Raw genomic sequence first — 21,062 nt, 5'->3', positions numbered from 1 at the left:
GCATTGCGTCCTCCGGCCTCAACGGTGCTCGAACCGCCAGGGGAGCGAGCCGACGTGCAGGCGGTGGCGCGGGCCCTCCTCGGTGTCGGCGCCGCCGTCGTAGGCCTCGTCGCCGTGCCACAGCGCGAGCCCGCGCGCCGCGTCCTGCCGGGTCTCGTAGCGGCGCGGCTCGTGGTCGCGGATGCCGCGCAGCGCCGCATCGACCGTCGGATACGCCATGAGCGTGTCGAGCGTCACCCACGTGGGCGGGAACAGCCGGAGGCCGCCCGCGCCGTGGCGCTTGAGCGCATCCGCCGGCCGCATCCACTCGTGCGCGACCACTTCGCTCGGCTGCGGCACGACCTCGCCGTCGACCGCCTGGGCGACGAAGAACCACGTGTGGAAGCGCGCCTCGAGCTGGGGCGGCGGCGACCAGTGCGACAGGGGCTCGAGCGACTCGGGCGCCACGATCAGGCCGGTCTCCTCGGCGGTCTCGCGCACCGCGGCATTGCGGGCGGCGAGCTGCGGGTCGCCGCCGACCTCGTCGACCGGCTCGACCTTGCCGCCGGGGAAGACCCAACCGCCCCCGAACGCGCCGCGGTCGGGGCGCTGCAGCAGCAGCACCTCGATGGCGCCGGCCCCGTCGCGCAGCAGCACGAGGGTCGCGGCGGTGCGGATCTCGGTCACGGGCTCACGCTATCGCCGAGCGCCGCCCATCCCCGGCAGCCTCGCCCGCGAGCGCCTCGATCGCGGCGTCGGCGTGCGTCGTGCCGGAGGCAGGCTCGACCTCGACCTCGAGCTCGACTCCCGACTCGGACCCGGTGGCGTGCACGTCGGGCTTCTGCGCGGGCACCGCGAGCACCTCGAGCGGCGGCGTGCGCTCGAGCGCGGGCTCGAGGCCCTGCAGGCTCGAGAACCGCCGCGCCTGCGTCACGACGTTCCGGTCGAGGGAGGCGTTGAAGGCGTTGTACGCCTCGACGGTGCGGTTGAGGCTGCTGCCGAGCTTCGTGAGGTGGCTGCCCATCGTGCCGAGCCGCTTGTGCAGCTCGCGCCCGACCTCGAGCACCTGCATCGCCTCGCCCGCGAGCTGCTCCTGCCGCCACGTGTAGGCGACGGTGCGCAGCAGCGCGACGAGCGTGGCAGGGGTCGCGAGCACGACGTTGCGCTCGAAGGCGCGCTCGAAGAGCGTCGGGTCGCGCTCGAGCGCGGCGTTGAGGAACGGCTCGGCGGGCACGAACATCACGACGAACTCGGGGCTCCCGGGCACGGCCTCCCAGTAGGCCTTCGAGCCGAGTTGGTCGATGTGGTCGCGCAGGTGGCGCGCGTGCGCGTCGAGCCGCTTGTCGCGCGTCGCGTCGTCGCGCGCCTCCATCGCCTCGAGGTAGCCCGAGAAGGCGACCTTCGCGTCGACGACGACCTGCTTGTCGCCCGCGAGGTGCACGAGCAGGTCGGGCCGCAGCGCGCCGTCGTCGGTCGCGTGGTGCGCTTGCTCGGTGAAGTCGACGTGCTCGAGCATGCCGGCCGCCTCGACCACGCGGCGCAGCTGCAGCTCGCCCCAGCGGCCGCGCACCTGCGGCGCGCGGAGCGCCGTGACGAGCTGCCGGGTCTCGACCGTGAGCTGCTCGGAGGACGAGCGCATCGCCTGCAGCTGCTCGGCGAGCGCGGCGTTCGCCTCGGCGCGCGCCTTCTCGGCGGCGGTCACCTCGCTCCGCACGCCCTCGAGCGTCTTCGAGAGCGGCTCGATGAGCTGCTTGACGGCTGCCTCGCGCTTCGCGAGCTCGGCCGCGCCCTCGGTCTGCGAGCGGCGCAGCCGCTCCTCGGCCTGCTCGAGGAAGACCGCCGAGTTGCGCTCGAGCGCCGCCGACGAGAGCTTCGCGAACTCGTCGGCGCGGCGCTGCGCGTCGGCCTGCAGCTCGGCGATCGCCTCGCGGCCGCGCTCGCGCTCCTCGGCGATGCGCCGCTGGGCGTCGGCGCGCACCTCGTCGAGCTGCGCCGTGTGCCGCCGCTCGGCGATGTCGCGCTCGCGGTCACGCTCGGCGGTGAGCGAGGCGAGCTGCGCGCGCGCGGCCTGCAGCTCGCCGGCGGCGCGGGCGTGGTCGGCGAGCGCCCGCGCACGCCCGGCGCGTGCGCCGAGCCACGCCCCCGCGGCGCCGGCGGCGAGCACGGCGACGAGGGCGACGATCATGAGCAGCGGTTCCATGCCCCCATGGCACCAGAGGCCGGTGACATCGCCGGGCCGCCGCGCCCGAGTGCGGCCGGGCCGGCGCGCCCTGCCGGAGAGCGCCTCCGCGGGACCCACGGCATCCCCGGCACCCAGCATCCGCCCACCGACTCGCCCCCGGCGCCCCGTAGGGTCGGGGCATGGTCGAGATCCAGCGCATCCTCGCGCCCAACCCCGGACCCATGACCCTCGACGGCACGAACACCTACGTGCTCGGCGGCGAGATCGTCGTCGACCCCGGGCCCGCCGACGTGCAGCACATCGAGCGCCTCGTCGCGCTCGCGCCGCGGCTCGTGCTCGTCACGCACCACCACCCGGACCACACCGAGGCGGCGGCCGAGCTCGCGCGCTCGGTCGGCGCCGAGCTGCGCGCGCTCGATCCCGACGAGTGCTACCGCGGCGCGCCGCTCGTCGACGGGGAGTGGATCCCGGTGGGGGACGTCGAGCTGCAGATCCTCGCGACCCCCGGCCACACCTCCGACTCGATCTCGATCGTGGTGCCCGGTCGCGCGGTGCTCACGGGCGACACCGTGCTCGGCCGCGGCTCGACCGTGATCATGCACCCCGACGGCTCGGTCGGCGCGTTCCTCGCCTCGCTCGACAAGCTCGAGGCCCTCGGCGACCTCGAGGTGCTGCCGGGCCACGGCGAGCCGCTGCCCTCGATCGCGCGCGCCGCCCGCGACTACCGCGCGCACCGCCACGAGCGGCTCGACGAGGTGCGGGCCGCACTCGCCGAGCTCGGCACGACGGCGGCGGATGCGTCGGTCGCCGCGGTCACCGACGTCGTCTACGCAGACGTCGACGGCAGCATCCGGCAGGCCGCGGAGGCGTCGATGGCGGCACAGCTCGCCTACCTCGCCGCCGCCGACCGGTAGCCGGCCGCGAGCGGCGCCGCCCGCGAGTCGCCGACCGCGAGCGGCGTGGGCCGCTCCTCGTCGCGCTCCGGATCCGCCGCGTGGCCGTCGCCCGCGCCGAGCGGTGCGGTCGCGCCTGACCGGTGCGGGCGAGCCAGCACCGGTCGGGCGGAACGGCACCCGTCGGCGCCAGGTGCGCACGGTACGCCGACCGTGCGATCGGGGACCGCACCGCCGCCGCCGGCGGAGACGCGAACGGGCCCGCGCGCAGCGCGAGCCCGTTCGAAGGGACGGGAGTGCTCAGCCGCTCTTGCGTCGGTGCACCCGCTTCTGCACGGCGGGGCCCGTGTGGGCGGACTGCACGCCGGCATTGGGGTTCATGCCCTGGCCGTGGTGGCCGAGCTTCTTCTTGTCGAGCGCCTCGCGGAACTTGCGGCGCTGCGCCTCCTCGGGCGTCTCCGTGCCCTCCGGGGTGTCCTGCGGGGTCTCGAGCTCGCCCTCGGCGGGATGGTGTTCGGTCATGCGACCACCTTGCCGCCTACCGCCCCGGATGTCGACCCCGGCGCGCGAGCGCCGCCCGCAGCATCCGTGCCCGCTGCTCCCGTGCCCCGCGCCCCCGCGCCGCCCGCCGCATCCGCCCGGTCGGCGGAGGCCGCCCCGAGCGCCCGCACGAAGACGCTGAGCCACACGAAGATCAGCCCGCACGCGGCGAACTCGAAGCCGGTGAAGTTGTAGTAGCCCACCGGCACCCACAGCACGAGCGCGACGACCGTGCCCGCGACCATCGCCGCCGAGGCGACGTGCACCACGCGCGGCAGGTGCGGCGCGAACCACGGCAGGCCAGCGCAGAGCACCGCGAAGATCACGACCATGCTCGAGGCGAACGCGATGTGCAGCCACTCCGCGACGTCGACGCGCACGAGCCCGGTGAGCGCCATGCAGGCGCCGATCGCGGCGAGCAGGCGCCCCACCCACTCGGCGCCGCCGCGCTCGTCGCGCTGCGTGAGCAGGTCGAGGTCGCTGCGCACGCAGCCGCCCAGCGTGGCGACGAGCACGCCCGAGAGCACGAGCGTCATGTTGAACGCGAAGCCCGACACGCCGCCGCCGGCGCCGAGCGACGAGAAGTGCACCTGCCACCAGCGCTCGTCGGATGCGGTGAGCATCGAGAAGAGCACCCCCACCACGAGGAACGTCGGCACGAGCACCGCGAGCGTGCGGGTCGAGATGTCGTCGCCGAGCGGATGCGCGAGGTAGGCGGCGGCGCCGGCCGCGATGCCGCAGACCAGGGCGCCCGCGAAGGCGTCGAGCTCGAGCCCGACGAACCCGGCCTGGAAGACCTCGCCCGCCGAGACCGCGGCGAGGTAGCCGAGCCCGAAGACGACGAGCGCCATCGCGATCGTCGCGGCCGCCGTGAGCGTGCGGCGCAGCCGGCGGCTGAGGGTCGGCAGCGGGGCGGCGGAGCGCACGCGCGCGACGGCGAACGACCCCGCGCCCGCGAACCCGGTCGTGAACGCCGCGACGCGCGCCACCGACCCCGCGCCGCCGATCGGGTGGGTGCCGCCCTGCAGCAGCGCGAGCCCCACCGCGAACGCGGCGACGCCCGCGACGCCCGCGGTCACGACGGCGGCGAGCTCGAGCCGGGCGCGGGCTCCCTGGTCTGCTGCCGTGCTCATGCGCGGCGCAGGGGCAGCGCCAGGCGCGGCACGGCCGAGGGGCGGGATGCGTCGGGCGCGCACGCGCTCAGCGTGCGCACGAGGGTGGTCATCCAGACGAACGCGATGCCGACCGCGATCGCCTCGAGCGCCGCCGCGTTGTAGATCCCGGCCGGCCGCCACAGCAGCAGGGCGGCGACGATCGCGGCGCCGGCGCCGAGCGTGGTCCAGCGCATCGCCGCCGGCGGCCCCGGCATGACGAGCGTGACGACGACCGCCGTGAGCGCGAAGAGTCCGAGCGAGCCGAAGGCGGCGATGTCATGCAGCAGCGGCGCGCGGGCGACGGGGAAGGCGCCGACGCCCGCGAGGGCGGCGCCCGTGGCCGCGAAGAGCGCGACGACGGCCGCGATCGCGGGCAGCCGCGCGTCGCCGAGCCACCGGTGCAGGTCGCGGCCGACGTACGAGCCGATCGTCGCGACGAGCAGCCCGGCGACGATGACGGTCGCGTTGAAGGCCCAGCCGGCGCCGAGCTCCGAGAAGTGGCGCTCCCACCAGCGCGGGTCGGCGGCGGTGAGCATCGAGAAGACGGTGCCGATCGTCAGGTAGACGAACAGCAGCGTCGCGAGGTCCCGCGTGCGCAGCTCGACGCCCGCCTGCCACGCGAGCCAGCCGCCCGCCGCGCTCGGGAGCGCCGTGAGCAGCGCCCCGCCGATGAGCGGCGCCTCAAGCCCCTGCAGCCCCTGCGCGAGGATCTCGCCCGCGGTGAGCACGCCGAGGTACGCGACCGCCGCGAACGCGAGGGTGAGCGCGACGGTCGAGGCGTGCGAGACCGCCCGCTGCCAGCCGGGCATCGGCGCCGTCTCGCCTCGGCGGTGCAGCAGCGTGCTCAGCACGAAGGCCGCCGCGGTGACGATCGCCGCGATGCCGGCGGCGGGCTCGGCGACCGAGCCGTCGCCGGCGATCGGCCGCGGGCCGCCCGCGAGCGCGATGAGCGCCGCGGCGAGGCCCGCGCCGAAGCTCGCCCAGGCGGCGGCGATAGCCCGCGACTCCTGCCGGGCCGCGTCGCCGCGTGCGTCGTCGTCGGTGCGTGCCTCCACGCATCCGATGGAACCACGATCGGGTGACCCGGCGGCGCCCAGCCGCGCCGCCGGCCGCGCCGATACCCTCGCCGCATGCGCAGCCCCGTGCCCGACCTGCTCGATGCGGTGCTCGAGGAGTGCCGCGACGCCGGCGACGACGGGGAGCTCGCGGGCTCCATCCCCGAGCTCGCCGACGCCGACCCCGAACGGTTCGCGCTCGCGCTCTGCACGGTCGACGGCACGCGCTACGCGGTCGGCGACGCCGAGCACCGCTTCACGATCCAGTCGATCTCGAAGCCGTTCGTCTACGCGCTCGCGCTCGCCGATCGCGGCTACGACGAGGTGCTCGACCACGTGGGCGTCGAGCCGTCGGGCGATGCGTTCAACGAGATCTCGCTCGAGGACAACGGGCGGCCGCGCAACCCGATGATCAACATCGGCGCGATCACGACGCACGCACTCGCCGGCCCGCGCGGCGCGACGGCCGAGCAGAGCACCGCCCGCGTGCTCGAGGGGCTCTCGACGTTCGCGGGCCGCGAGCTCGAGGTCGACGAGGCGGTCGAGGCCTCCGAGCGCGAGACCGCCGACCGCAACCTGGCGCTCGCCTACCTCGTGCGGGCCCGCGGCAAGCTGCAGGACGAGCCGCACGACGCCGTCGACGGCTACATCCGCCAGTGCTCGGCGCTCGTCGACGTGCGCGACCTCGCCGTGATGGCGATGACGCTCGGCGCCGGCGGGCGGAACCCCGTCACCGGCGAGCAGGTGGTGCCCGCGTGGGTGTGCCGGCAGGTGCTGAGCGTCATGGCGACGTGCGGCATGTACGACGCGGCGGGCGACTGGATGACGACGGTCGGCATCCCCGCCAAGAGCGGCGTCTCGGGCGGCGTGCTCGGCGCCCTGCCGGGGCAGGTGGGCATCGGCGCCTTCTCGCCGCGGCTCGACCGCTTCGGCAACAGCGTGCGCGGCTCGCGCGCGTTCGAGCGGCTCTCGACCGAGATGGGCCTGCACCTCATGCACGCGCCCGAGGTCGCGGCGCACGTGCTCTACGGGCTCGTCGAGCCCGACGACGATGCGGATGGGCTGCGCGAGGTGCGGCTGCAGGGCACCATGCACTTCGCCGCGGCCGAGGCGGCGCTGCGCGAGCTCGAGGCGGTGCCCGATGACGGCGCCCCCGTCGTCGTCGACCTCTCGCGCGTCGGCTCCGCGAACGCCGTCGGGCGGCGGATGCTGCGGGAGGGCGTCGAGCGCCTCCGTCGCGACGGGCACGAGGTGCGGGTCGAGGACCCGGACGGCGTGCTCGACGACTGAGGCGACGCATCCGCATCGATTGACATTCGATAGATAGTGCTCGATCATCGATACATGCTCCGCTCCCGGCTCGTCCTCCTGCTCCTCCGGATCGTGCTCGTCGCCGCCGCGCTGTGGCTCGGCGTCGTGCTCGTCTTCTCGCTGCCGGGCGAGCTCGCCGACGAGGGGCTCGTCTTCCGCGTGATCGCGCAGATCGTGCTCTCGATCGTCATCCTGTGCGTGCTCGCCGTGATCGTCTGCACCTGGCGGCTGCTCACCCTCGTCGGCCGCGACCGCATCTTCAGCCCGGAGTCGCGCCGCTGGGTCGATGCGATCGCGTGGGCGCTCGGCATCGCGTGGGTGCTGTTCGCGGGCGGGGCGCTCGCGGTCGCTGCGGTGATCTTCGTCACCCCGGCGCTCCGCGATCCCGGCGTGCCGATGGCGCTGTTCGGCATGGTGGTGCTCTCGGCGCTGCCGGTGCTGCTCATGCTCGTGATGCGCGGGCTGCTGCGGCAGGCGACCGCCTATCGCGCCGAGCTCGACGAGGTCATCTGATGCCGATCGTCGTGCGCATCGACGTCGAGCTCGCGAAGCGCAAGCTGAGCGTCGGGGAGTTCGCCGAGCGGGTCGGCCTCACGCCCGCGAACGTCGCGGTGCTCAAGAACGGCCGCGCGAAGGCGGTGCGCTTCTCCACCCTCGACGCGATGTGCCGCGTGCTCGAGTGCCAGCCGGGCGACCTGCTCGAGTGGGTGCCCGACGAGGAGGGCGACCGCAGCTCCACGTGACGCGAGAGGTCCCGCACCGATGCGGTGCGAGACCTCTCGGTCGGTGGGGCATCCGTCAGGCGCGGGTCTCCGGCTGCTTCGCCGAGGCCTCAGCATCCGCCTTGGCGGCCGCCTGCTGAGCCAGGTAGGCGTCACGCTTGGCGCCGGGCACCCAGCCGCGGTCGACCACGCGCTTCTGGTAGACCGACGCGGCCACCACGAGCACCACCGCGATCAGGATCGAGACGATGACGCCCGGCACGACGCCGCCCAGGAGGCCGAGGCCGATCAGCGTGCCGAACCATCCGAAGTCCGCGTCGCCGAACGTCGTGTTCGCGAAGCCGAACTCGCCGAGCACGAGCAGCAGCAGCGCGGGCAGGATCGTGATGATCACGCCGTTGACGAAGCCGCCGACCGCCGCGCCGACCCGGCCGCCGGTGGCGTTGCCGAAGACGCCGGCGCCACCGCCCGTGAAGAAGTGGGGCACCATGCCGGGCAGGATGAGCGCGAGCCCGAAGGCGGGGTTCAGCCAGATCGCGATGAGCCCGAGGGACACGAGCCCGCCGGCGAACGAGGCGAGGAAGCCGATGAGGACGGCGTTGGCGGCGTAGGGGAAGACGATCGGCACGTCGAGGGCGGGCTTGGCGCCCGGCACGACCTTCTCGGCGATGCCCTGGAAGGCGGGGACCAGCTCACCCAGCACGGTGCGGACGCCGTACAGGATCACCGCGACGCCGACGCCGAACATCAGCGCCTGCATGAGTCCGGCCATCACTGCGGAGCCCGCGTCGGCGCTGCCGAAGATCTCGATCGTCGTCTCCGGCATCGACACGAGGCCCCAGACCACGAACACCTCGTAGATCAGCACCATCGAGAGGGCGGTCGCGACCATCGAGTCGCGCAGGAACTTCAGGCCCTGCGGGAAGCGGATCTCCTCGGTCGATCGGCTGCGCGGCCCGGTGACCTGGCCGGCGGCGCCCGCCGCGATGTAGCCGAGCGTGCCGAAGTGGCCCATGGCGATCGTGTCGTCGCCGGTGATCTTGCGCATCCAAGGCTGCGCGAATGCCGGCATCACCACCATGATCACGCCGAGCAGGAGCGCCCCGACCAGCACGACGAGCCAGCTGAGGTCCTCGCCGAAGCCGACCGTCAGCACGACGGAGAGCAGCAGCGACATGAAGACCATGTGGTGACCGGTCAGGAAGATGTACCGCAGCGGGGTGAAGCGCGCGAGTGCGAGCATCACGAGGAAGCCGAGCACGAGCACGTACGCGCTCGTGGCGCCGTACTGCTCCGACGCGATCGCGGTGATCACCTCGTTCGTCGGGATCACGCCCTGCGCCCCCGTGACGGCAAGGATGAGGTCGCCGAGCGGGGTGAGCGAGCCGACGACCACGCCGGCGCCCGCGCCGAGGATGAGGAAGCCGAGCGCCGCCTTGAGGCCACCGCCGATGACCTGCCCGGCGGAGCGGCCGAGTGCGATGAGGCCGATCGCGGTGATGAGGCCGATCAGGTAGGCGGGCACGTTGAGGATCTGCTGCCCGATGAAGTTGAGGATGTCGACGAACCACTCCATTGTGGTGCTCCTTCCGGGGGTGGGGGACTGCTGGTCAGCCCAGCTGGGCCTGGATCTTGTCGGTGATCTCTTGCACGTCGGTGAAGTTGTTGATGACGACGACCGACGCGGGCACATCGCCGATCTCGTCCGCGAGGTCCTGGGAGGTGAGCACCATGTCGGCGGTGCGCGCGACGCCGCGCGCGACGCCGATGTCCGCGGCCTCGACGTCCGCATCCACCCCGAGCGTGCGCAGCGCCTTCTCGGCGTTCATCTTCAGCAGCACCGAGGTGCCGATCCCCATGCCGCAGACAGCGACGATCTTCATGGCTGGTCCTCTCGTTCGATCATGATCCGGACGCGCGCGACAGGATCGCCCGCACGCCTGCAGGGCTCGTGGCCGCGCTGAGCTCCTCGAGCACGGCGGGCTCGGCGAGCACGCCGGCCAGCGCGGCCATCATCTCGATGTGCCCATCGTGGTCGGTGGCGGCGAGTCCCACGACGAGCCGCACCGGATCGTTCACGGCGTGGCCGAAGGGCACCGGCTCGGCGAAGGAAACCCAGCTGATGCCGGTGCGCCGGACCGCGGGCGATGGTCGCGAGTGCGCGAGCGCGAAGCCGGGTGCGATGACGACGTACGGGCCGTGGGCATCGATCGCGGCGATCATCTCGTCGGTGTACGCCTCGGTGGCGACTCCGGTGGCGACCAGCCGGTCTCCCGCCAGGCGCACCGCATCCCTCCAGTCGTCGGCGCGGGCGCCGACCTGGATCGCCTCCTCGGGCAGGGAATCCGCCAGGTTCACCTCGACTCCTTCGTCGCTGGTCCGTTCTGCAGGGAGCCTAGTGCAGACGCGACGACTTTTGCACAGTGTTGAGCGGAAGTGCGGCAAGCCATCGGCGCGCCGCGCGGTCAGCTCGACGGCGTGCCGCGCGTCAGCTCGCTGATGCGCGCGGCCTCGAACAGCGCGTCCTGCGCCAGCAGGGAGGCTCCGCGGACGCCGGCGCGATTGCCGAGGCGCGCGCGCTCGACCACGAGTCCCTGCTTGGAGAAGGCGTGGCCCGCGCGGAAGAGCGACCGGCGGATCGCTCCGACGAAGCGGTCGCCTGCCTCGGCGAGGTTGCCGCCGATCACCACCGCGGAGGGGTTCAGGAGGCCGACGACATCGGCGATGGTGTAGCCGATCTCCTCTCCCGCCTCCTCGATGGCGGCGACCGCCTCGCTGTCCCCGTCGGCGACGAGCGCGACGATGTCGGCGCTCGTCCGGATGCGGACCCCGTGGCGCTCCCGCTCGTCACGAGCGAGCTGCTCGCGGATCGTGCCGCCGGAGGCGACCGTCTCCAGCCGGCGGAGCGGCTCGCTCAAGGCGGTGCGCAGCGGCGCGCTGAGCTGGCCGGAGCCTCCCCGGCTCCCGCGGTGGATCGAGCCGTCGAGCACGAGCGCGCAGCCGACGCCGATGCCGGCCTTGACGACGACGAGGTCGCGGTGCTCCGGCCATGCCAGGCGGGCCTCCCCGATGGCCAGGATGTTCGCGTCGCGGTCGACGGTCACGACGACTCCGTGCGGCAGCGGACCCAGGAAGTCGGCGATGCGCACGTCATCCCAGCGGGGGTCGAGCTGCGGGCTGCCGAGCGTGCCCGTCTCGCTGTCGACGGGGCCCGGCACGCCGATGCCGATGCCGCGCACGTCGGCGAAGGATCCGCCGAGGCCGAGCAGCAGATGCTCGAACACCTGCATCGCCCAGGCGAAGATGTCGTCGGGGCCGTCGTACAGCCCGATGTCCGCCTCGCTCTCGCACAGCACCGTGCTCACGAGGTCGGTGACGCCGACGCGCGTGTGCGAGCCGCCGATGTCCATGGCGAGCAGCAGCCCAGCGTCCTTCGCCACCGCGAACGCGCTCGCGGGCCTGCCGCCACCGCTGTCCTCGAGCCCGGCCTGCACGATGATCCCGGCCGCGAGCAGCTCATCGAGCCGCTTGGCGAGCGTGACCCGCGACCAGCCGAGCTGCTCGATCAGGGCGCTGCGGGTCGTCGCGGCCCCGGAGCGGATGAGGTCGAGGACGACCCCCGAGCCGGTCGCGCCTGGCTTCGGCCGCGGCTGCTGCGCCATTGCGCCTCCTGGCTCCGTTGACTTTTGGATAGAAGTATACGAAAGTGGCCGCTATGGTCAACGACGCCACCGACATCCTGCCCGACGAGCGTCGCGTGAGCGACGCGGAGCTGCGCGCGCTCGCCTCGGCGACCGCGATCCCGGCGCACGTCGTGCAGTCGAAGGGCCATGGCCATGCGGGCACGGCGATGGCGCTCGCGCCGCTCGCCCACGTGCTGTTCCAGCGCGTGCTCCGGCACGATCCGGCGGATCCCGCGTGGGAGGGCCGAGACCGCTTCGTGCTCTCGGCCGGGCATGCGAGCCTGCTGCTCTACGTGCAGCTGCACCTGACGGGGTACGGCCTCGAGCTCGCAGACCTCGCGGCGAGCCGGGCGCTCGACTCCCGCACGCCCGGTCATCCCGAGCTGGGGCACACGCCGGGCGTCGAGATGTCCACCGGACCGCTCGGGCAGGGCGTCGCGAGCGCTGTCGGCCTCGCGCTCGCGGCTCGTCGGGATGCCGCGCTGCACGACGCCGGCACAGGGGTCTGGGACCCGACGGTCTACGTCATCGCGGGCGACGGATGCCTGCAGGAGGGCGTCTCGGGGGAGGCGTCGAGCCTCGCGGGCACACTCGCGCTCGACAACCTGGTGCTCATCTGGGACGACAACGCCATCACGATCGACGGCGGCACCGAGCTGGCCTTCGGCGAGGATGTGCGCGCCCGCTACCGCGCCTACGGCTGGCGCGTCATCGACGTCGAGGACTCCAGAGATCTCGACGCGCTCGAGGGCGCCTTGCGGGATGCCGCCGCCCGGGACGGCCGGCCGACGCTCCTCGCGCTGCGCACGGAGATCGGCTGGCCGTCGAAGCTCGTCGGCGGCACGTCCGCGGCGCACGCGGGCGCCTTCGGCGAGGAGGATGTGGCGGCGATCAAGGAGGGGCTCGGCTTCGCGGGCGACGCTCCGCTCGATGCGCTCGTCGAGCCGAGCGCTCTCGCGTGGGCTCGAGGTGCCGTCGATCGGGGTGCCGCGCTGCACGCGGAGTGGGAGCAGCGCCGCACGGCCTGGGCTGCAGCGAACCCGGAGGCGGCGCGCCGCCGGAGCGCGCTCGCGGCCGGCGCCGCGCGACCCGCTGTGCTCGGCGCAGCGCACCCGGACGCCGCGGAGCCCCTGGCGCTGCTGGCGGCGATGGAGCTGCCTGCCGAGGGAGCCGCGGTCGCGACGAGGAAGACCAACGGTCAGGTCCTCGCGCTCTTGCAGGGCTGGGGCGGGCTCTTCGGAGGCTCGGCCGATCTCTCGGGGTCGACGAACGTCGCGCTGCCGGGACGCGCCGCGTCCGCGACCGAGCACGCGGGCGACTTCGTGCACTTCGGCATCCGCGAGCACGCGATGGCCGCGATGCTCACGGGCATCGCGCTCCACGGGCTCTGGCGGCCGTACGGCTCGACCTACCTCGCGTTCAGCGACTACCAGCGCCCCGCAGTGCGCCTGCAGGCGCTCATGGGGGCGCCCGTGCTGCACGTCTACACCCACGATTCGGTGGCCGTCGGCGAGGACGGGCCGACCCATCAGCCGGTCGAGCAGATCGCGGCGCTCCGCACGATCCCGGGGCTGGACGTCATCCGGCCGGCCGATGCGGTCGAGGTCGCCGCGGTGTGGCGTCGCATCCTCGAGCGTCCGGCGGGTCCTGTCGCCCTGGTGCTCTCGCGACAGGACGTCCCGGTGCTCCCTCAGCCGGGAGCGAGGAGCGCTGCTGCGGTCGACGGCGCGTACGTCGCGTGGCAGCACGGCGACGGTGGCGGCGCCGCGATCCTCGCGACCGGCAGCGAGGTGCACGTCGCCATCCAGGCAGCGGAAGCGCTCGTCGACGACGGGATCGCCGTGCGCGTGGTCTCGATGCCCTGCTGGGAATGGTTCGAGCAGCAGGAGCAGTCGATGCGGGACCGGGTGCTGCCGCCCTCGCTGCGCGCGCGCGTCGCCGTCGAGGCCGGGCGCGGCGACGCGTGGCACCGCTGGGTCGGGCTCGACGGCCGCGTGGTGTCGATCGAGCGCTTCGGGGAGTCGGGGCCCGGCGCGGCGGTCCTCGAGCGGCGGGGGATCACCGCGATGGCGGTCGCCGAGGCGGTGCGCAGCGTCGTCGCCGCGCAGGCGCGCGACACCGCGCGCTGACCCTCACAGCAGCGTCTCCTCGGCGACGACGAACGGCACGGATGCGTCGACGTCGATCGTGCAGAAGCGGTACTGGTTCTTGTGCACCTGGGGCGATGCGCTCGCCTCGAGCCACGCGTAGACGTAGATCCCGTAGCGCCGCCCCGGCACCGCGACGAACGACGTCGCGAGGCCGTCGCCGACCGTCGCGGTGCCGGCCGCCGGCACGTCGTGCAGCAGGTCGGTCGTCGTGTGGGCGTAGGCGGTGATCCACGCATCCTGCTCCTGCCGCACCGCCGCATCGCCCGCCTTCCAGCTCTCGACGAGGATCCCGAGCAGGCACGAGACGGATGCGCGGGTCGCCTCCGGCTCCTCGTCCCACGTGGAGTGCGTGAACGACGCGGTCGTGCGCCACGGCAGGTAGGGCCGCACGGCGACCTGCGCGGCACCGTGCTCGGGCACGAAGAGCATGCCGGCGCCCGTCACCGCGAACGCCGACTGGCCGGAGTAGGCGTAGGCGTTGGCCTGCAGCAGCCCCTGCCCGATGATCTGCGGCGCCTTCGCGAAGATGATGCTGCCGCCCGGGCTGCCGTCCGTCCACGCGAAGCGGTAGTAGCGGCGCTCATGCTTGGCGTCGCGATCAGGGCCGTACACGTGGCGCAGGTCGCGCGGCTCGGGCGGCTTCCGGAAGCCGATGTGCTCGACGCCGGTGACCAGCACGCCGTCGGTGACACGCTGCAGCACCGTGCCGTGGAAGTCGCGCAGCGGCAGCCCGCGCATCGAGTCGCGGAACTGCTCGACGTGCTCGCGCACGACGGTTGCGATGGGTCGCCCGTCGTCGCTCGTCCAGTCGGGGTCGCGCCCACCATGGGGCGCGGGTGCGCCGCGACGCTCGCGCAGCCTCCGGCCGATCGTCTCGATCACGTGCTCGATGTCGTGGTTGTCGAGCAGCACGTCGTCGCTCATCGCCACCACCCCTCGGCAGTCGGCGTCACGATCCGCGTCGATCCCGGCCGGGTCGCGCGTCGGGACGGTTCGAAGCATCCCACCGCTTGAGCGCGCCCGCCAGAGCAGACCTGGCCCGAAGCAGACCTGGCCCGACTCAGACCTGGCCCGACGGCGGATGCGGCCGGCACCCCGAAGGGCGACCGGCCGCATCCGTCAGCGTCTGCTCGGGGGTGTGGTCAGATCGTCACGATCCGGATCTGCGAGAACTCCTCCGGTCCCACGACCGACGCGATCCAGTCGAGCACCTCCTGCCGGTCCGTCCGGTAGGAGAAGTCGACGCCGCGGCACCACGAGTTGAGGCCGAACGACGTCACGGCGACGATCGTGTTCGACTCGTAGCCGCCGTAGAAGACCGGGCCGCCGGAGTCGCCGGAGCACGTGCCGCCGCGGCCGTTGCCGTTGCCGTTCGTCTGCAGGTTGTAGCCGTCGGTGTTGGCGCTCCGCAGGTTCGTCAGCTTCGCCGACGCCATGAGGCGCTCGCGGAACGACGTGACCGAGACCGGGTTGCTCTTCGTCAGGCCGTAGCCGCTCGCCGTGAACGTCACGCTCTGGGTGCCGCGCGCCGTCGCGAGGCGGTCGAGCGACCCGGGCGCCGCGAGGGCCCCGTACTCGGAGAGCTGGATGGGCTGGTCGAGGATGACGATGCCCACGTCGTGGGTGTCGGGGAAGGACGCGAAGTCGTCGAAACCGTAGTTGTACAGCTCGTCGGATGTCGCGCACAGCACGCCGAGCGTGCCCGGAGCACACGTCTCGGGGTAGCCGGTGACGGGGTCGACCTGCGTCGCCGGGTCGTAGTTGGCGCCGGCATCCTGCTGGAAGTAGACGCGCGCCGAGGTGTTGCCGTCGGTGCAGTGCCCGGCGGTGAGGAACACCGTCGGGGTCAGCAGCGAGCCGGAGCACCGGCTCGTGAACTCGCCGGCCTCGTCGTAGAACACGACGAGCCCGACGTACGGGTGCTCGTTGTCCTCGACGTAGTTGCCGGTGATCGCGGACGCCGGGGCTGCGGCGCCCAGGATCAGCGCCACAGCGGCGACGACCCCCAGTAGTAGCTTTCGCATGGATCTCCTCCTTGAGATGAGCGAAGTCCGGGGCTCCGTCGTGCGGCTGCCCGTGTCTGCATGCGCGCGACGCTATCCGCAAACGGCGTTACGCTCAACCCGCAGACGGGCGGCGCCGCGAGCGATGCAGACCGGGAACGCGAAGCGGCCGGCCACCCGCTCGGGGTGACCGGCCGCATCCGTCAGCGATGGACTCAGAAGTCCCAGTCCTCGTCCTCGGTCGCCTCGGCCTTGCCGATCACGTAGGAGGAGCCGGAGCCCGAGAAGAAGTCGTGGTTCTCGTCGGCGTTCGGCGACAGCGCCGAGAGGATCGCCGGCGAGACGTCGGTGACCGTCGACGGGAACAACGGCTCGAACCCGAGGTTCATCAGCGCCTTGTTCGCGTTGTAGTGCAGGAACTTCTTGACGTCCTCGGTGAGGCCGACGGGGTCGTAGAGCTCGGCCGTGTACTTCGACTCGTTCTCGTAGAGCTCGTAGAGCAGCGAGTACGTGTAGTCCTTGATCTCGGCCTGCTTGTCGGCGGGCAGCTTCTCGTAGCCCTTCTGGAACTTGTAGCCGATGTAGTACCCGTGCACGGCCTCGTCACGGATGATGAGGCGGATGAGGTCGGCCGTGTTCGTGAGCTTCGCTCGGCTCGACCAGTGCATCGGCAGGTAGAAGCCCGAGTAGAACATGAACGACTCGAGCAGCGTCGAGGCGACCTTGCGCTTGAGCGGGTCGTCGCCCTCGTAGTAGCCGACGATGATCTCGGCCTTGCGCTGCAGGTAGGGGTTCTCGGTCGACCAGCGGAACGCCTCGTCGATCTCCTTCGTCGACGCGAGCGTCGAGAAGATCGAGGAGTACGACTTCGCGTGCACCGACTCCATGAACGCGATGTTCGTGTAGACGGCCTCCTCGTGCGGGGTGATCGCGTCGGGGATGAGCGAGACCGCGCCGACGGTGCCCTGGATCGTGTCGAGCAGCGTCAGGCCCGTGAAGACGCGCATCGTCAGCAGCTTCTCGGCCTCGGTGAGCGTGCCCCACGACTGCACGTCGTTCGACAGCGGCACCTTCTCGGGCAGCCAGAAGTTGTTGACCAGGCGGTTCCAGACCTCGAGGTCCTTCTCGTCCTCGATGCGGTTCCAGTTGATCGCCTGCACGAGGTGGTTGTGCTTGTGCTGCTGCTTCTGCGCCTCGGTCTGCTGCGCGCCCTCGGCGAAGGCCTCCTGCACCTCGACGCGCTCGGCCTCGATGGTCTCCTTCGCCTGCGAGGCGTCGACGGGGGATGCGTCGGCGAGCTCGTCGAAGGCGCTCGCGGCGGTGTCCTGCGTGTCCATGTTCGTGTCCTTCATCATCGTCTCGCCGGCGTCACAGCATGCAGCTGACGCAGCCATCCACCTCAGTGCCCTCGAGCGCCAGCTGGCGGAGTCGCACGTAGTAGATGGTCTTGATGCCCTTGCGCCAGGCGTAGATCTGGGCCCGGTTGATGTCGCGCGTCGTGGCGGTGTCCTTGAAGAACAGCGTCAGCGACAGACCCTGGTCGACGTGCTGCGTCGCCGCGGCGTAGGTGTCGATGATCTTCTCGGGGCCGATCTCGTACGCGTCCTGGAAGTACTCGAGGTTGTCGTTCGTCATGAACGGCGCCGGATAGTAGACGCGGCCGAGCTTGCCCTCCTTGCGGATCTCGATCTTCGACGCGATCGGGTGGATCGACGACGTCGAGTTGTTGATGTACGAGATCGAGCCGGTCGGCGGCACGGCCTGCAGGTTCTGGTTGTAGATGCCGTGCTGCTGCACGAGCGCCTTGAGCTCGCGCCAGTCGTCCTGCGTCGGGATGTGCACCTTCGCGGTGTCGAAGAGCTCCTGCACGCGCGCGGTCGCCGGCTTCCACTCCTGCTCGGTGTACTTGTCGAAGAACTCGCCCGAGGCGTACTTCGAGCGCTCGAAGCCGTCGAAGGTGCGACCCGTCTCCTGCGCGATGAGGTTCGACGCGCGCAGCGCGTGGAACAGCACCGTGTAGAAGTAGATGTTCGTGAAGTCGATGCCTTCCTCGGAGCCGTAGTGGATGCGCTCCCGGCCGAGGTAGCCGTGCAGGTTCATCTGGCCGAGGCCGATCGCGTGGCTCATGTCGTTGCCGCGGGCGATCGAGGGCACCGAGCCGATGTCCGACTGGTCCGAGACCGCGGTCAGCGCGCGGATCGCCGTCTCGACGGTGCGGCCGAAGTCGGGCGAGTCCATCGACAGCGCGATGTTCATCGAGCCGAGGTTGCAGGAGATGTCCTTGCCGACGCTCTCGTAGTCGAGGTTGTCGTCGTAGGTCGACGGGGTGTTGACCTGCAGGATCTCGCTGCACAGGTTGGACATGTTGATGCGGCCGTCGATCGGGTTGGCCCGGTTGACGGTGTCCTCGAACATCACGTACGGGTAGCCCGACTCGAACTGGATCTCGGCGAGCGTCTGGAAGAACTCGCGCGCGTTGATCTTCGTCTTCGTGATGCGCGGGTCGTCGACCATCTCGTGGTACTTCTCGGTCACGGAGATGTCGCTGAAGGGCACGCCGTAGACGCGCTCGACGTCGTAGGGCGAGAAGAGGTACATGTCCTCGCCCTTCTTCGCGAGCTCGAACGTGATGTCGGGCACCACGACGCCGAGCGAGAGGGTCTTGATGCGGATCTTCTCGTCGGCGTTCTCGCGCTTCGTGTCGAGGAACCGCATGATGTCGGGGTGGTGCGCCTGCAGGTACGCCGCGCCCGCGCCCTGACGGGCACCCAGCTGGTTCGCGTACGAGAAGCTGTCTTCGAACAGCTTCATGACGGGGATCACGCCGGAGGACTGGTTCTGGATCTGCTTGATCGGCGCGCCGTACTCACGGATGTTCGTGAGGTTGAACGCGACGCCGCCGCCGCGCTTCGAGAGCTGCAGCGCCGAGTTGATCGAGCGGCCGATCGACTCCATGTTGTCCTCGATGCGCAGCAGGAAGCACGAGACGAGCTCGCCGCGCTGCTTCTTGCCGGCGTTGAGGAAGGTGGGGGTCGCGGGCTGGAAGCGGCCGTTCACGACCTCGTCGACGATCTGCTCGGCGAGCGTCTCGTTGCCGGCCGCGAGCGCGAGCGCGACGTTGACCACGCGGTCCTCGTAGCGCTCGAGGTAGCGCTTCCCGTCGAAGGTCTTCAGCGTGTACGACGTGTAGTACTTGAAGGCGCCGAGGAAGGTCGGGAAGCGGAACTTGTAGCCGTAGGCCCGCTTCATGAGCGACTTGATGAACTCGAAGGAGTACTGGTCGAGCACTTCCTTCTCGTAGTACTCGTTCTCGACCAGGTAGTCGAGCTTCTCCTTGAGCGAGTGGAAGAAGACCGTGTTCTGGTTGACGTGCTGCAGGAAGTACTGGTTGGCCGCCTCGCGGTCCTTCTCGAACTGGATCTTGCCGTCCGGTCCGTAGAGGTTCAGCATCGCGTTGAGCGAGTGGTAGTCCATCGCCGACGCCTTGCCCGTCGTCATCTCTGGCGTCACTGTCGCCATAGTGCATCCAATCCTTCGTTGACGACGCGCACGTCGTCGGGGGTTCCGAACAGTTCGAAGCGGTAGAGGTGCGGCACGTTGCACTTGCGCGCGATGATGTCGCCCGCAAGCCCGTAGCCGGCGCCGAAGTTGGTGTTGCCGGCCGAGATCACGCCTCGCAGGTGCTTGCGGTTCTCCTCGTCGTTGAGGAACCGGATGACCTGCTTGGGGACGGCGCCCTTGCCGTTCCCGCTGCCGTAGGTCGGCACGATGAGCACGAACGGCTCACGCTGCTCCAACGGCGGATCCGAGGCGTAGAGGGGGATGCGCGAGGCCGGCCGGCCGAGCTTCTCCACGAATCGGGCGGTGTTGCCCGAGACGCTCGAGAAGTAGACCAGGTCGCTCACGGCGCCCCCCACGACGGCCGAGAACACGGGGCTCAGGCCGCGATGATCGCCTTGATGCGGTCGGGCTGGAAGCCGGACCAGTGGTCCTCGTCGGCGATCACGACGGGGGCCTGCATGTAGCCGAGGTCCTTGACCGTCTGCAGCGCCTTGTCATCGGCGGTGACGTCGAAGATCTCGTACTCGATGCCCTGCGCGTCGAGCGCGCGGGTGGTCATCGTGCACTGCACGCAAGCGGGCTTGGAGTAGACGGTGACGGTCATGTCTGGCGCTCCTTCTGTGCGGTCTGTGGTGAGCGGGGACTGCGGTGCGGCTGGGGCCGGGCTCCCACTATATGTGGGGTCTGGCGCCGGTCAACGGCACAAGATGGTGTGTTTCTCCACATCTGTTTCAACAAGAACTCCACAGATGTGATTCCCGCCGCGGAACGACGCGGAAGTTGCTGTGGAGAGCGCTCGCTGACAGCTGTGCACGGCCCCGGAAACCCGTTTCGCGACACGCCGAGGACGAATCACACGCGTGTGGTTCGAGCACTGCATCGGGCACCTCCGAGGGCTGCACCCATGCTCCACCCGACCGCCCACACGAGCCCCTCCCGCAGTGGCGCGGGGTGCGCGAGGGCACGCTCAGTCGGCGACGAAGGCGCCGACGCGCACGGTCGTGAGCATCCCGACGTCCATGCGGGCGTCGTGGGGCGGGCCGCTGTCGCCGCCGACCATCGTCTCGGCGCGGATCTCGGGCTCCACTCGCACCGGCGCCTGATCCTGCGCGAGCTGCACGACGAGCATCGAGATGTGCTCGTCGTGGGCGCCGGCGAGGGCGCCCGTCCATTGGATCGGCGCGCTCGCCGAGCCGCCCGGCTCGAGCACGAGCGGCATGGGCTCGCCCGAGTCCATCGGGCTCTGCTCGGCGAGGATGAGGAAGGTGCTGCCCCACTCGCCGCGTGCACCGATGCCGGGGTAGCCGCCGAGCGCGCAGGGGTCGCCGCCCGCGTTCGTGACGCGCAGCGTCGAGAAGCGGCTGCCCGCCGCGACGTCGTACCCCGAGAGCACGACCTCGACGTCCTCCGGCTCGCACGTCTCCGGCCGCACCGCGCCGGTCGCGGGCACCCGCAGCAGCGCCGCGAGCTCGTCGGCGGTGAGGGATGCATCCGGCTCCGCCACGCTGTCGGGCGGGCTGTCGAACCCCGGCGGCAGCTCGCTCTCGTGCGGCTCGGGCGCCGCGGTCGGGTCGGCGTCGGGCGCGGGCTCGACGGCGACGGGCGAGGGCGTCGGCTCGGGCGGCGGCGCGATGCAGCCCGTCACCGCGAGCGAGGCTGCCGCGCCGATCGCGAGCAGGCCCGCACGTCGAGCGGGCGGATGCGGGATGGGGTCGCCGGGGGACCGGCCGGCGTTCGCCATGGGCATGAGTATCGCAGGCTCATGGCTGACAGCCAGGGGGTGTCCAGGCGAGCGACGTAGCGTCGAAGGCGTACCCCGAACGAGAAGG

Annotated in this window: 21 protein-coding genes; 5 read left to right on the top strand and 16 right to left on the bottom strand. The window is 71.7% G+C overall.

Annotated elements, in window-relative coordinates; genetic code table 11:
- Positions 1–18: 18 nt before the first annotated feature.
- Both BLT67_RS06995 and rmuC read right to left on the bottom strand, forming a co-directional pair.
- Positions 19–666 carry an NUDIX hydrolase gene (locus BLT67_RS06995; protein WP_092666352.1) on the bottom strand — a complete coding sequence of 216 codons (648 nt, stop codon included), beginning with the start codon at positions 664–666 and terminating at the stop codon, positions 19–21.
- A 4-nt stretch (positions 667–670) separates the two neighbouring features.
- Positions 671–2,179: a DNA recombination protein RmuC gene (gene rmuC / locus BLT67_RS06990; protein WP_092666351.1), complete on the bottom strand. Its 1,509-nt coding sequence runs from the start codon at positions 2,177–2,179 to the stop codon at positions 671–673.
- A gap of 161 nt (positions 2,180–2,340) precedes the next feature.
- Here rmuC and BLT67_RS06985 point away from each other — a divergent pair, with 161 nt between their 5' ends.
- Positions 2,341–3,075, top strand: coding sequence for an MBL fold metallo-hydrolase (locus BLT67_RS06985; protein WP_092666350.1), 735 nt, complete (start codon positions 2,341–2,343; stop codon positions 3,073–3,075).
- A gap of 279 nt (positions 3,076–3,354) precedes the next feature.
- On the opposite strand, the gene BLT67_RS06980 is transcribed toward BLT67_RS06985, so the two are convergent.
- Genes BLT67_RS06980 through BLT67_RS06970 form a run of 3 tightly spaced genes read right to left on the bottom strand, consistent with a single transcriptional unit; the run spans position 3,355 to position 5,803 of the window.
- Positions 3,355–3,576 carry a DUF5302 domain-containing protein gene (locus tag BLT67_RS06980; protein ID WP_092666349.1) on the bottom strand — a complete coding sequence of 74 codons (222 nt, stop codon included), beginning with the start codon at positions 3,574–3,576 and terminating at the stop codon, positions 3,355–3,357.
- On the bottom strand, positions 3,573–4,727 hold the full coding sequence (locus BLT67_RS06975) for a DUF998 domain-containing protein (protein WP_157674256.1): 1,155 nt from the start codon (positions 4,725–4,727) through the stop codon (positions 3,573–3,575). The genes BLT67_RS06980 and BLT67_RS06975 overlap by 4 nt, the downstream gene beginning before the upstream one ends.
- Positions 4,724–5,803, bottom strand: a complete 1,080-nt coding sequence (locus tag BLT67_RS06970; RefSeq protein WP_092666347.1) for a DUF998 domain-containing protein — start codon at positions 5,801–5,803, stop codon at positions 4,724–4,726. Before BLT67_RS06970 ends, BLT67_RS06975 begins: the two co-directional genes overlap by 4 nt.
- A 75-nt stretch (positions 5,804–5,878) precedes the next feature.
- Between BLT67_RS06970 and BLT67_RS06965 the strand changes: the two genes are divergently transcribed.
- Genes BLT67_RS06965 through BLT67_RS06955 form a run of 3 tightly spaced genes read left to right on the top strand, consistent with a single transcriptional unit; the run spans position 5,879 to position 7,857 of the window.
- Positions 5,879–7,093, top strand: coding sequence for a glutaminase (locus tag BLT67_RS06965; RefSeq protein WP_092666346.1), 1,215 nt, complete (start codon positions 5,879–5,881; stop codon positions 7,091–7,093).
- 54 nt (positions 7,094–7,147) lie between these two features.
- Positions 7,148–7,627: a DUF2975 domain-containing protein gene (locus BLT67_RS06960; protein WP_092666345.1), complete on the top strand. Its 480-nt coding sequence runs from the start codon at positions 7,148–7,150 to the stop codon at positions 7,625–7,627.
- Positions 7,627–7,857 (top strand): helix-turn-helix domain-containing protein, encoded by a 231-nt coding sequence (locus BLT67_RS06955; RefSeq protein WP_092666344.1) that lies wholly within the window; start codon positions 7,627–7,629, stop codon positions 7,855–7,857. Before BLT67_RS06960 ends, BLT67_RS06955 begins: the two co-directional genes overlap by 1 nt.
- A gap of 55 nt (positions 7,858–7,912) precedes the next feature.
- On the opposite strand, the gene BLT67_RS06950 is transcribed toward BLT67_RS06955, so the two are convergent.
- The 4 genes from BLT67_RS06950 to BLT67_RS06935 form a co-directional block, all read right to left on the bottom strand.
- Positions 7,913–9,412, bottom strand: coding sequence for a PTS ascorbate transporter subunit IIC (locus tag BLT67_RS06950; RefSeq protein WP_092666343.1), 1,500 nt, complete (start codon positions 9,410–9,412; stop codon positions 7,913–7,915).
- Between the two features lie 34 nt (positions 9,413–9,446).
- Positions 9,447–9,719 (bottom strand): PTS sugar transporter subunit IIB, encoded by a 273-nt coding sequence (locus BLT67_RS06945; RefSeq protein ID WP_092666342.1) that lies wholly within the window; start codon positions 9,717–9,719, stop codon positions 9,447–9,449.
- A 19-nt stretch (positions 9,720–9,738) separates the two neighbouring features.
- Entirely contained in the window at positions 9,739–10,194 is a 456-nt protein-coding gene (locus tag BLT67_RS06940; protein ID WP_092666341.1) for a PTS sugar transporter subunit IIA, read from the bottom strand.
- A 107-nt stretch (positions 10,195–10,301) separates the two neighbouring features.
- Positions 10,302–11,498 (bottom strand): ROK family transcriptional regulator, encoded by a 1,197-nt coding sequence (locus tag BLT67_RS06935; protein ID WP_092666340.1) that lies wholly within the window; start codon positions 11,496–11,498, stop codon positions 10,302–10,304.
- A gap of 53 nt (positions 11,499–11,551) precedes the next feature.
- On the opposite strand from BLT67_RS06935, the gene BLT67_RS06930 reads away from it, so the two are divergent.
- Positions 11,552–13,648 carry a transketolase family protein gene (locus BLT67_RS06930; RefSeq protein WP_092666339.1) on the top strand — a complete coding sequence of 699 codons (2,097 nt, stop codon included), beginning with the start codon at positions 11,552–11,554 and terminating at the stop codon, positions 13,646–13,648.
- Between the two features lie 3 nt (positions 13,649–13,651).
- On the opposite strand, the gene BLT67_RS06925 is transcribed toward BLT67_RS06930, so the two are convergent.
- The 7 genes from BLT67_RS06925 to BLT67_RS06895 form a co-directional block, all read right to left on the bottom strand.
- Positions 13,652–14,593: a hypothetical protein gene (locus tag BLT67_RS06925; protein WP_092666338.1), complete on the bottom strand. Its 942-nt coding sequence runs from the start codon at positions 14,591–14,593 to the stop codon at positions 13,652–13,654.
- Between the two features lie 218 nt (positions 14,594–14,811).
- Entirely contained in the window at positions 14,812–15,693 is an 882-nt protein-coding gene (locus tag BLT67_RS06920; protein WP_092666337.1) for a S1 family peptidase, read from the bottom strand.
- A 194-nt stretch (positions 15,694–15,887) separates the two neighbouring features.
- Complete coding sequence (gene nrdF, locus BLT67_RS06915) at positions 15,888–17,009, bottom strand: class 1b ribonucleoside-diphosphate reductase subunit beta (RefSeq protein WP_092667568.1); 1,122 nt, start codon at positions 17,007–17,009, stop codon at positions 15,888–15,890.
- Between the two features lie 31 nt (positions 17,010–17,040).
- Positions 17,041–19,191 carry a class 1b ribonucleoside-diphosphate reductase subunit alpha gene (gene nrdE, locus BLT67_RS06910; RefSeq protein WP_197674406.1) on the bottom strand — a complete coding sequence of 717 codons (2,151 nt, stop codon included), beginning with the start codon at positions 19,189–19,191 and terminating at the stop codon, positions 17,041–17,043.
- Positions 19,179–19,577, bottom strand: coding sequence for a class Ib ribonucleoside-diphosphate reductase assembly flavoprotein NrdI (gene nrdI / locus BLT67_RS06905; protein WP_092667567.1), 399 nt, complete (start codon positions 19,575–19,577; stop codon positions 19,179–19,181). Before nrdI ends, nrdE begins: the two co-directional genes overlap by 13 nt.
- Positions 19,578–19,609: 32 nt before the next feature.
- Positions 19,610–19,837 carry a glutaredoxin-like protein NrdH gene (gene nrdH / locus BLT67_RS06900; protein ID WP_092666335.1) on the bottom strand — a complete coding sequence of 76 codons (228 nt, stop codon included), beginning with the start codon at positions 19,835–19,837 and terminating at the stop codon, positions 19,610–19,612.
- Positions 19,838–20,200: 363 nt separating this feature from the next.
- A complete protein-coding gene (locus BLT67_RS06895) occupies positions 20,201–20,974 on the bottom strand; it encodes a DUF4232 domain-containing protein (protein WP_157674254.1) in 774 nt (257 codons plus the stop codon).
- Positions 20,975–21,062: the final 88 nt, after the last annotated feature.

This window comes from Agrococcus carbonis (assembly GCF_900104705.1).
In the GTDB taxonomy this organism is placed as follows: domain Bacteria; phylum Actinomycetota; class Actinomycetes; order Actinomycetales; family Microbacteriaceae; genus Agrococcus; species Agrococcus carbonis.
This window is presented reverse-complemented; position numbering and strand designations above follow the sequence as displayed.

Excerpts from the sequence above, each read along its gene's own strand:
- rmuC (WP_092666351.1), bottom strand. The coding sequence starts at position 2,179 with ATGGAACCGCTGCTCATGATCGTCGCCCTCGTCGCCGTGCTCGCCGCC.
- BLT67_RS06985 (WP_092666350.1), top strand. The coding sequence starts at position 2,341 with ATGGTCGAGATCCAGCGCATCCTCGCGCCCAACCCCGGACCCATGACC.
- BLT67_RS06980 (WP_092666349.1), bottom strand. The coding sequence starts at position 3,576 with ATGACCGAACACCATCCCGCCGAGGGCGAGCTCGAGACCCCGCAGGAC.
- BLT67_RS06975 (WP_157674256.1), bottom strand. The coding sequence starts at position 4,727 with ATGAGCACGGCAGCAGACCAGGGAGCCCGCGCCCGGCTCGAGCTCGCC.
- BLT67_RS06965 (WP_092666346.1), top strand. The coding sequence starts at position 5,879 with ATGCGCAGCCCCGTGCCCGACCTGCTCGATGCGGTGCTCGAGGAGTGC.
- BLT67_RS06960 (WP_092666345.1), top strand. The coding sequence starts at position 7,148 with ATGCTCCGCTCCCGGCTCGTCCTCCTGCTCCTCCGGATCGTGCTCGTC.
- BLT67_RS06955 (WP_092666344.1), top strand. The coding sequence starts at position 7,627 with ATGCCGATCGTCGTGCGCATCGACGTCGAGCTCGCGAAGCGCAAGCTG.
- BLT67_RS06950 (WP_092666343.1), bottom strand. The coding sequence starts at position 9,412 with ATGGAGTGGTTCGTCGACATCCTCAACTTCATCGGGCAGCAGATCCTC.
- BLT67_RS06945 (WP_092666342.1), bottom strand. The coding sequence starts at position 9,719 with ATGAAGATCGTCGCTGTCTGCGGCATGGGGATCGGCACCTCGGTGCTG.
- BLT67_RS06935 (WP_092666340.1), bottom strand. The coding sequence starts at position 11,498 with ATGGCGCAGCAGCCGCGGCCGAAGCCAGGCGCGACCGGCTCGGGGGTC.
- BLT67_RS06930 (WP_092666339.1), top strand. The coding sequence starts at position 11,552 with ATGGTCAACGACGCCACCGACATCCTGCCCGACGAGCGTCGCGTGAGC.
- BLT67_RS06925 (WP_092666338.1), bottom strand. The coding sequence starts at position 14,593 with ATGAGCGACGACGTGCTGCTCGACAACCACGACATCGAGCACGTGATC.
- BLT67_RS06920 (WP_092666337.1), bottom strand. The coding sequence starts at position 15,693 with ATGCGAAAGCTACTACTGGGGGTCGTCGCCGCTGTGGCGCTGATCCTG.
- nrdF (WP_092667568.1), bottom strand. The coding sequence starts at position 17,009 with ATGGACACGCAGGACACCGCCGCGAGCGCCTTCGACGAGCTCGCCGAC.
- nrdE (WP_197674406.1), bottom strand. The coding sequence starts at position 19,191 with ATGGCGACAGTGACGCCAGAGATGACGACGGGCAAGGCGTCGGCGATG.
- nrdH (WP_092666335.1), bottom strand. The coding sequence starts at position 19,837 with ATGACCGTCACCGTCTACTCCAAGCCCGCTTGCGTGCAGTGCACGATG.
- BLT67_RS06895 (WP_157674254.1), bottom strand. The coding sequence starts at position 20,974 with ATGGCGAACGCCGGCCGGTCCCCCGGCGACCCCATCCCGCATCCGCCC.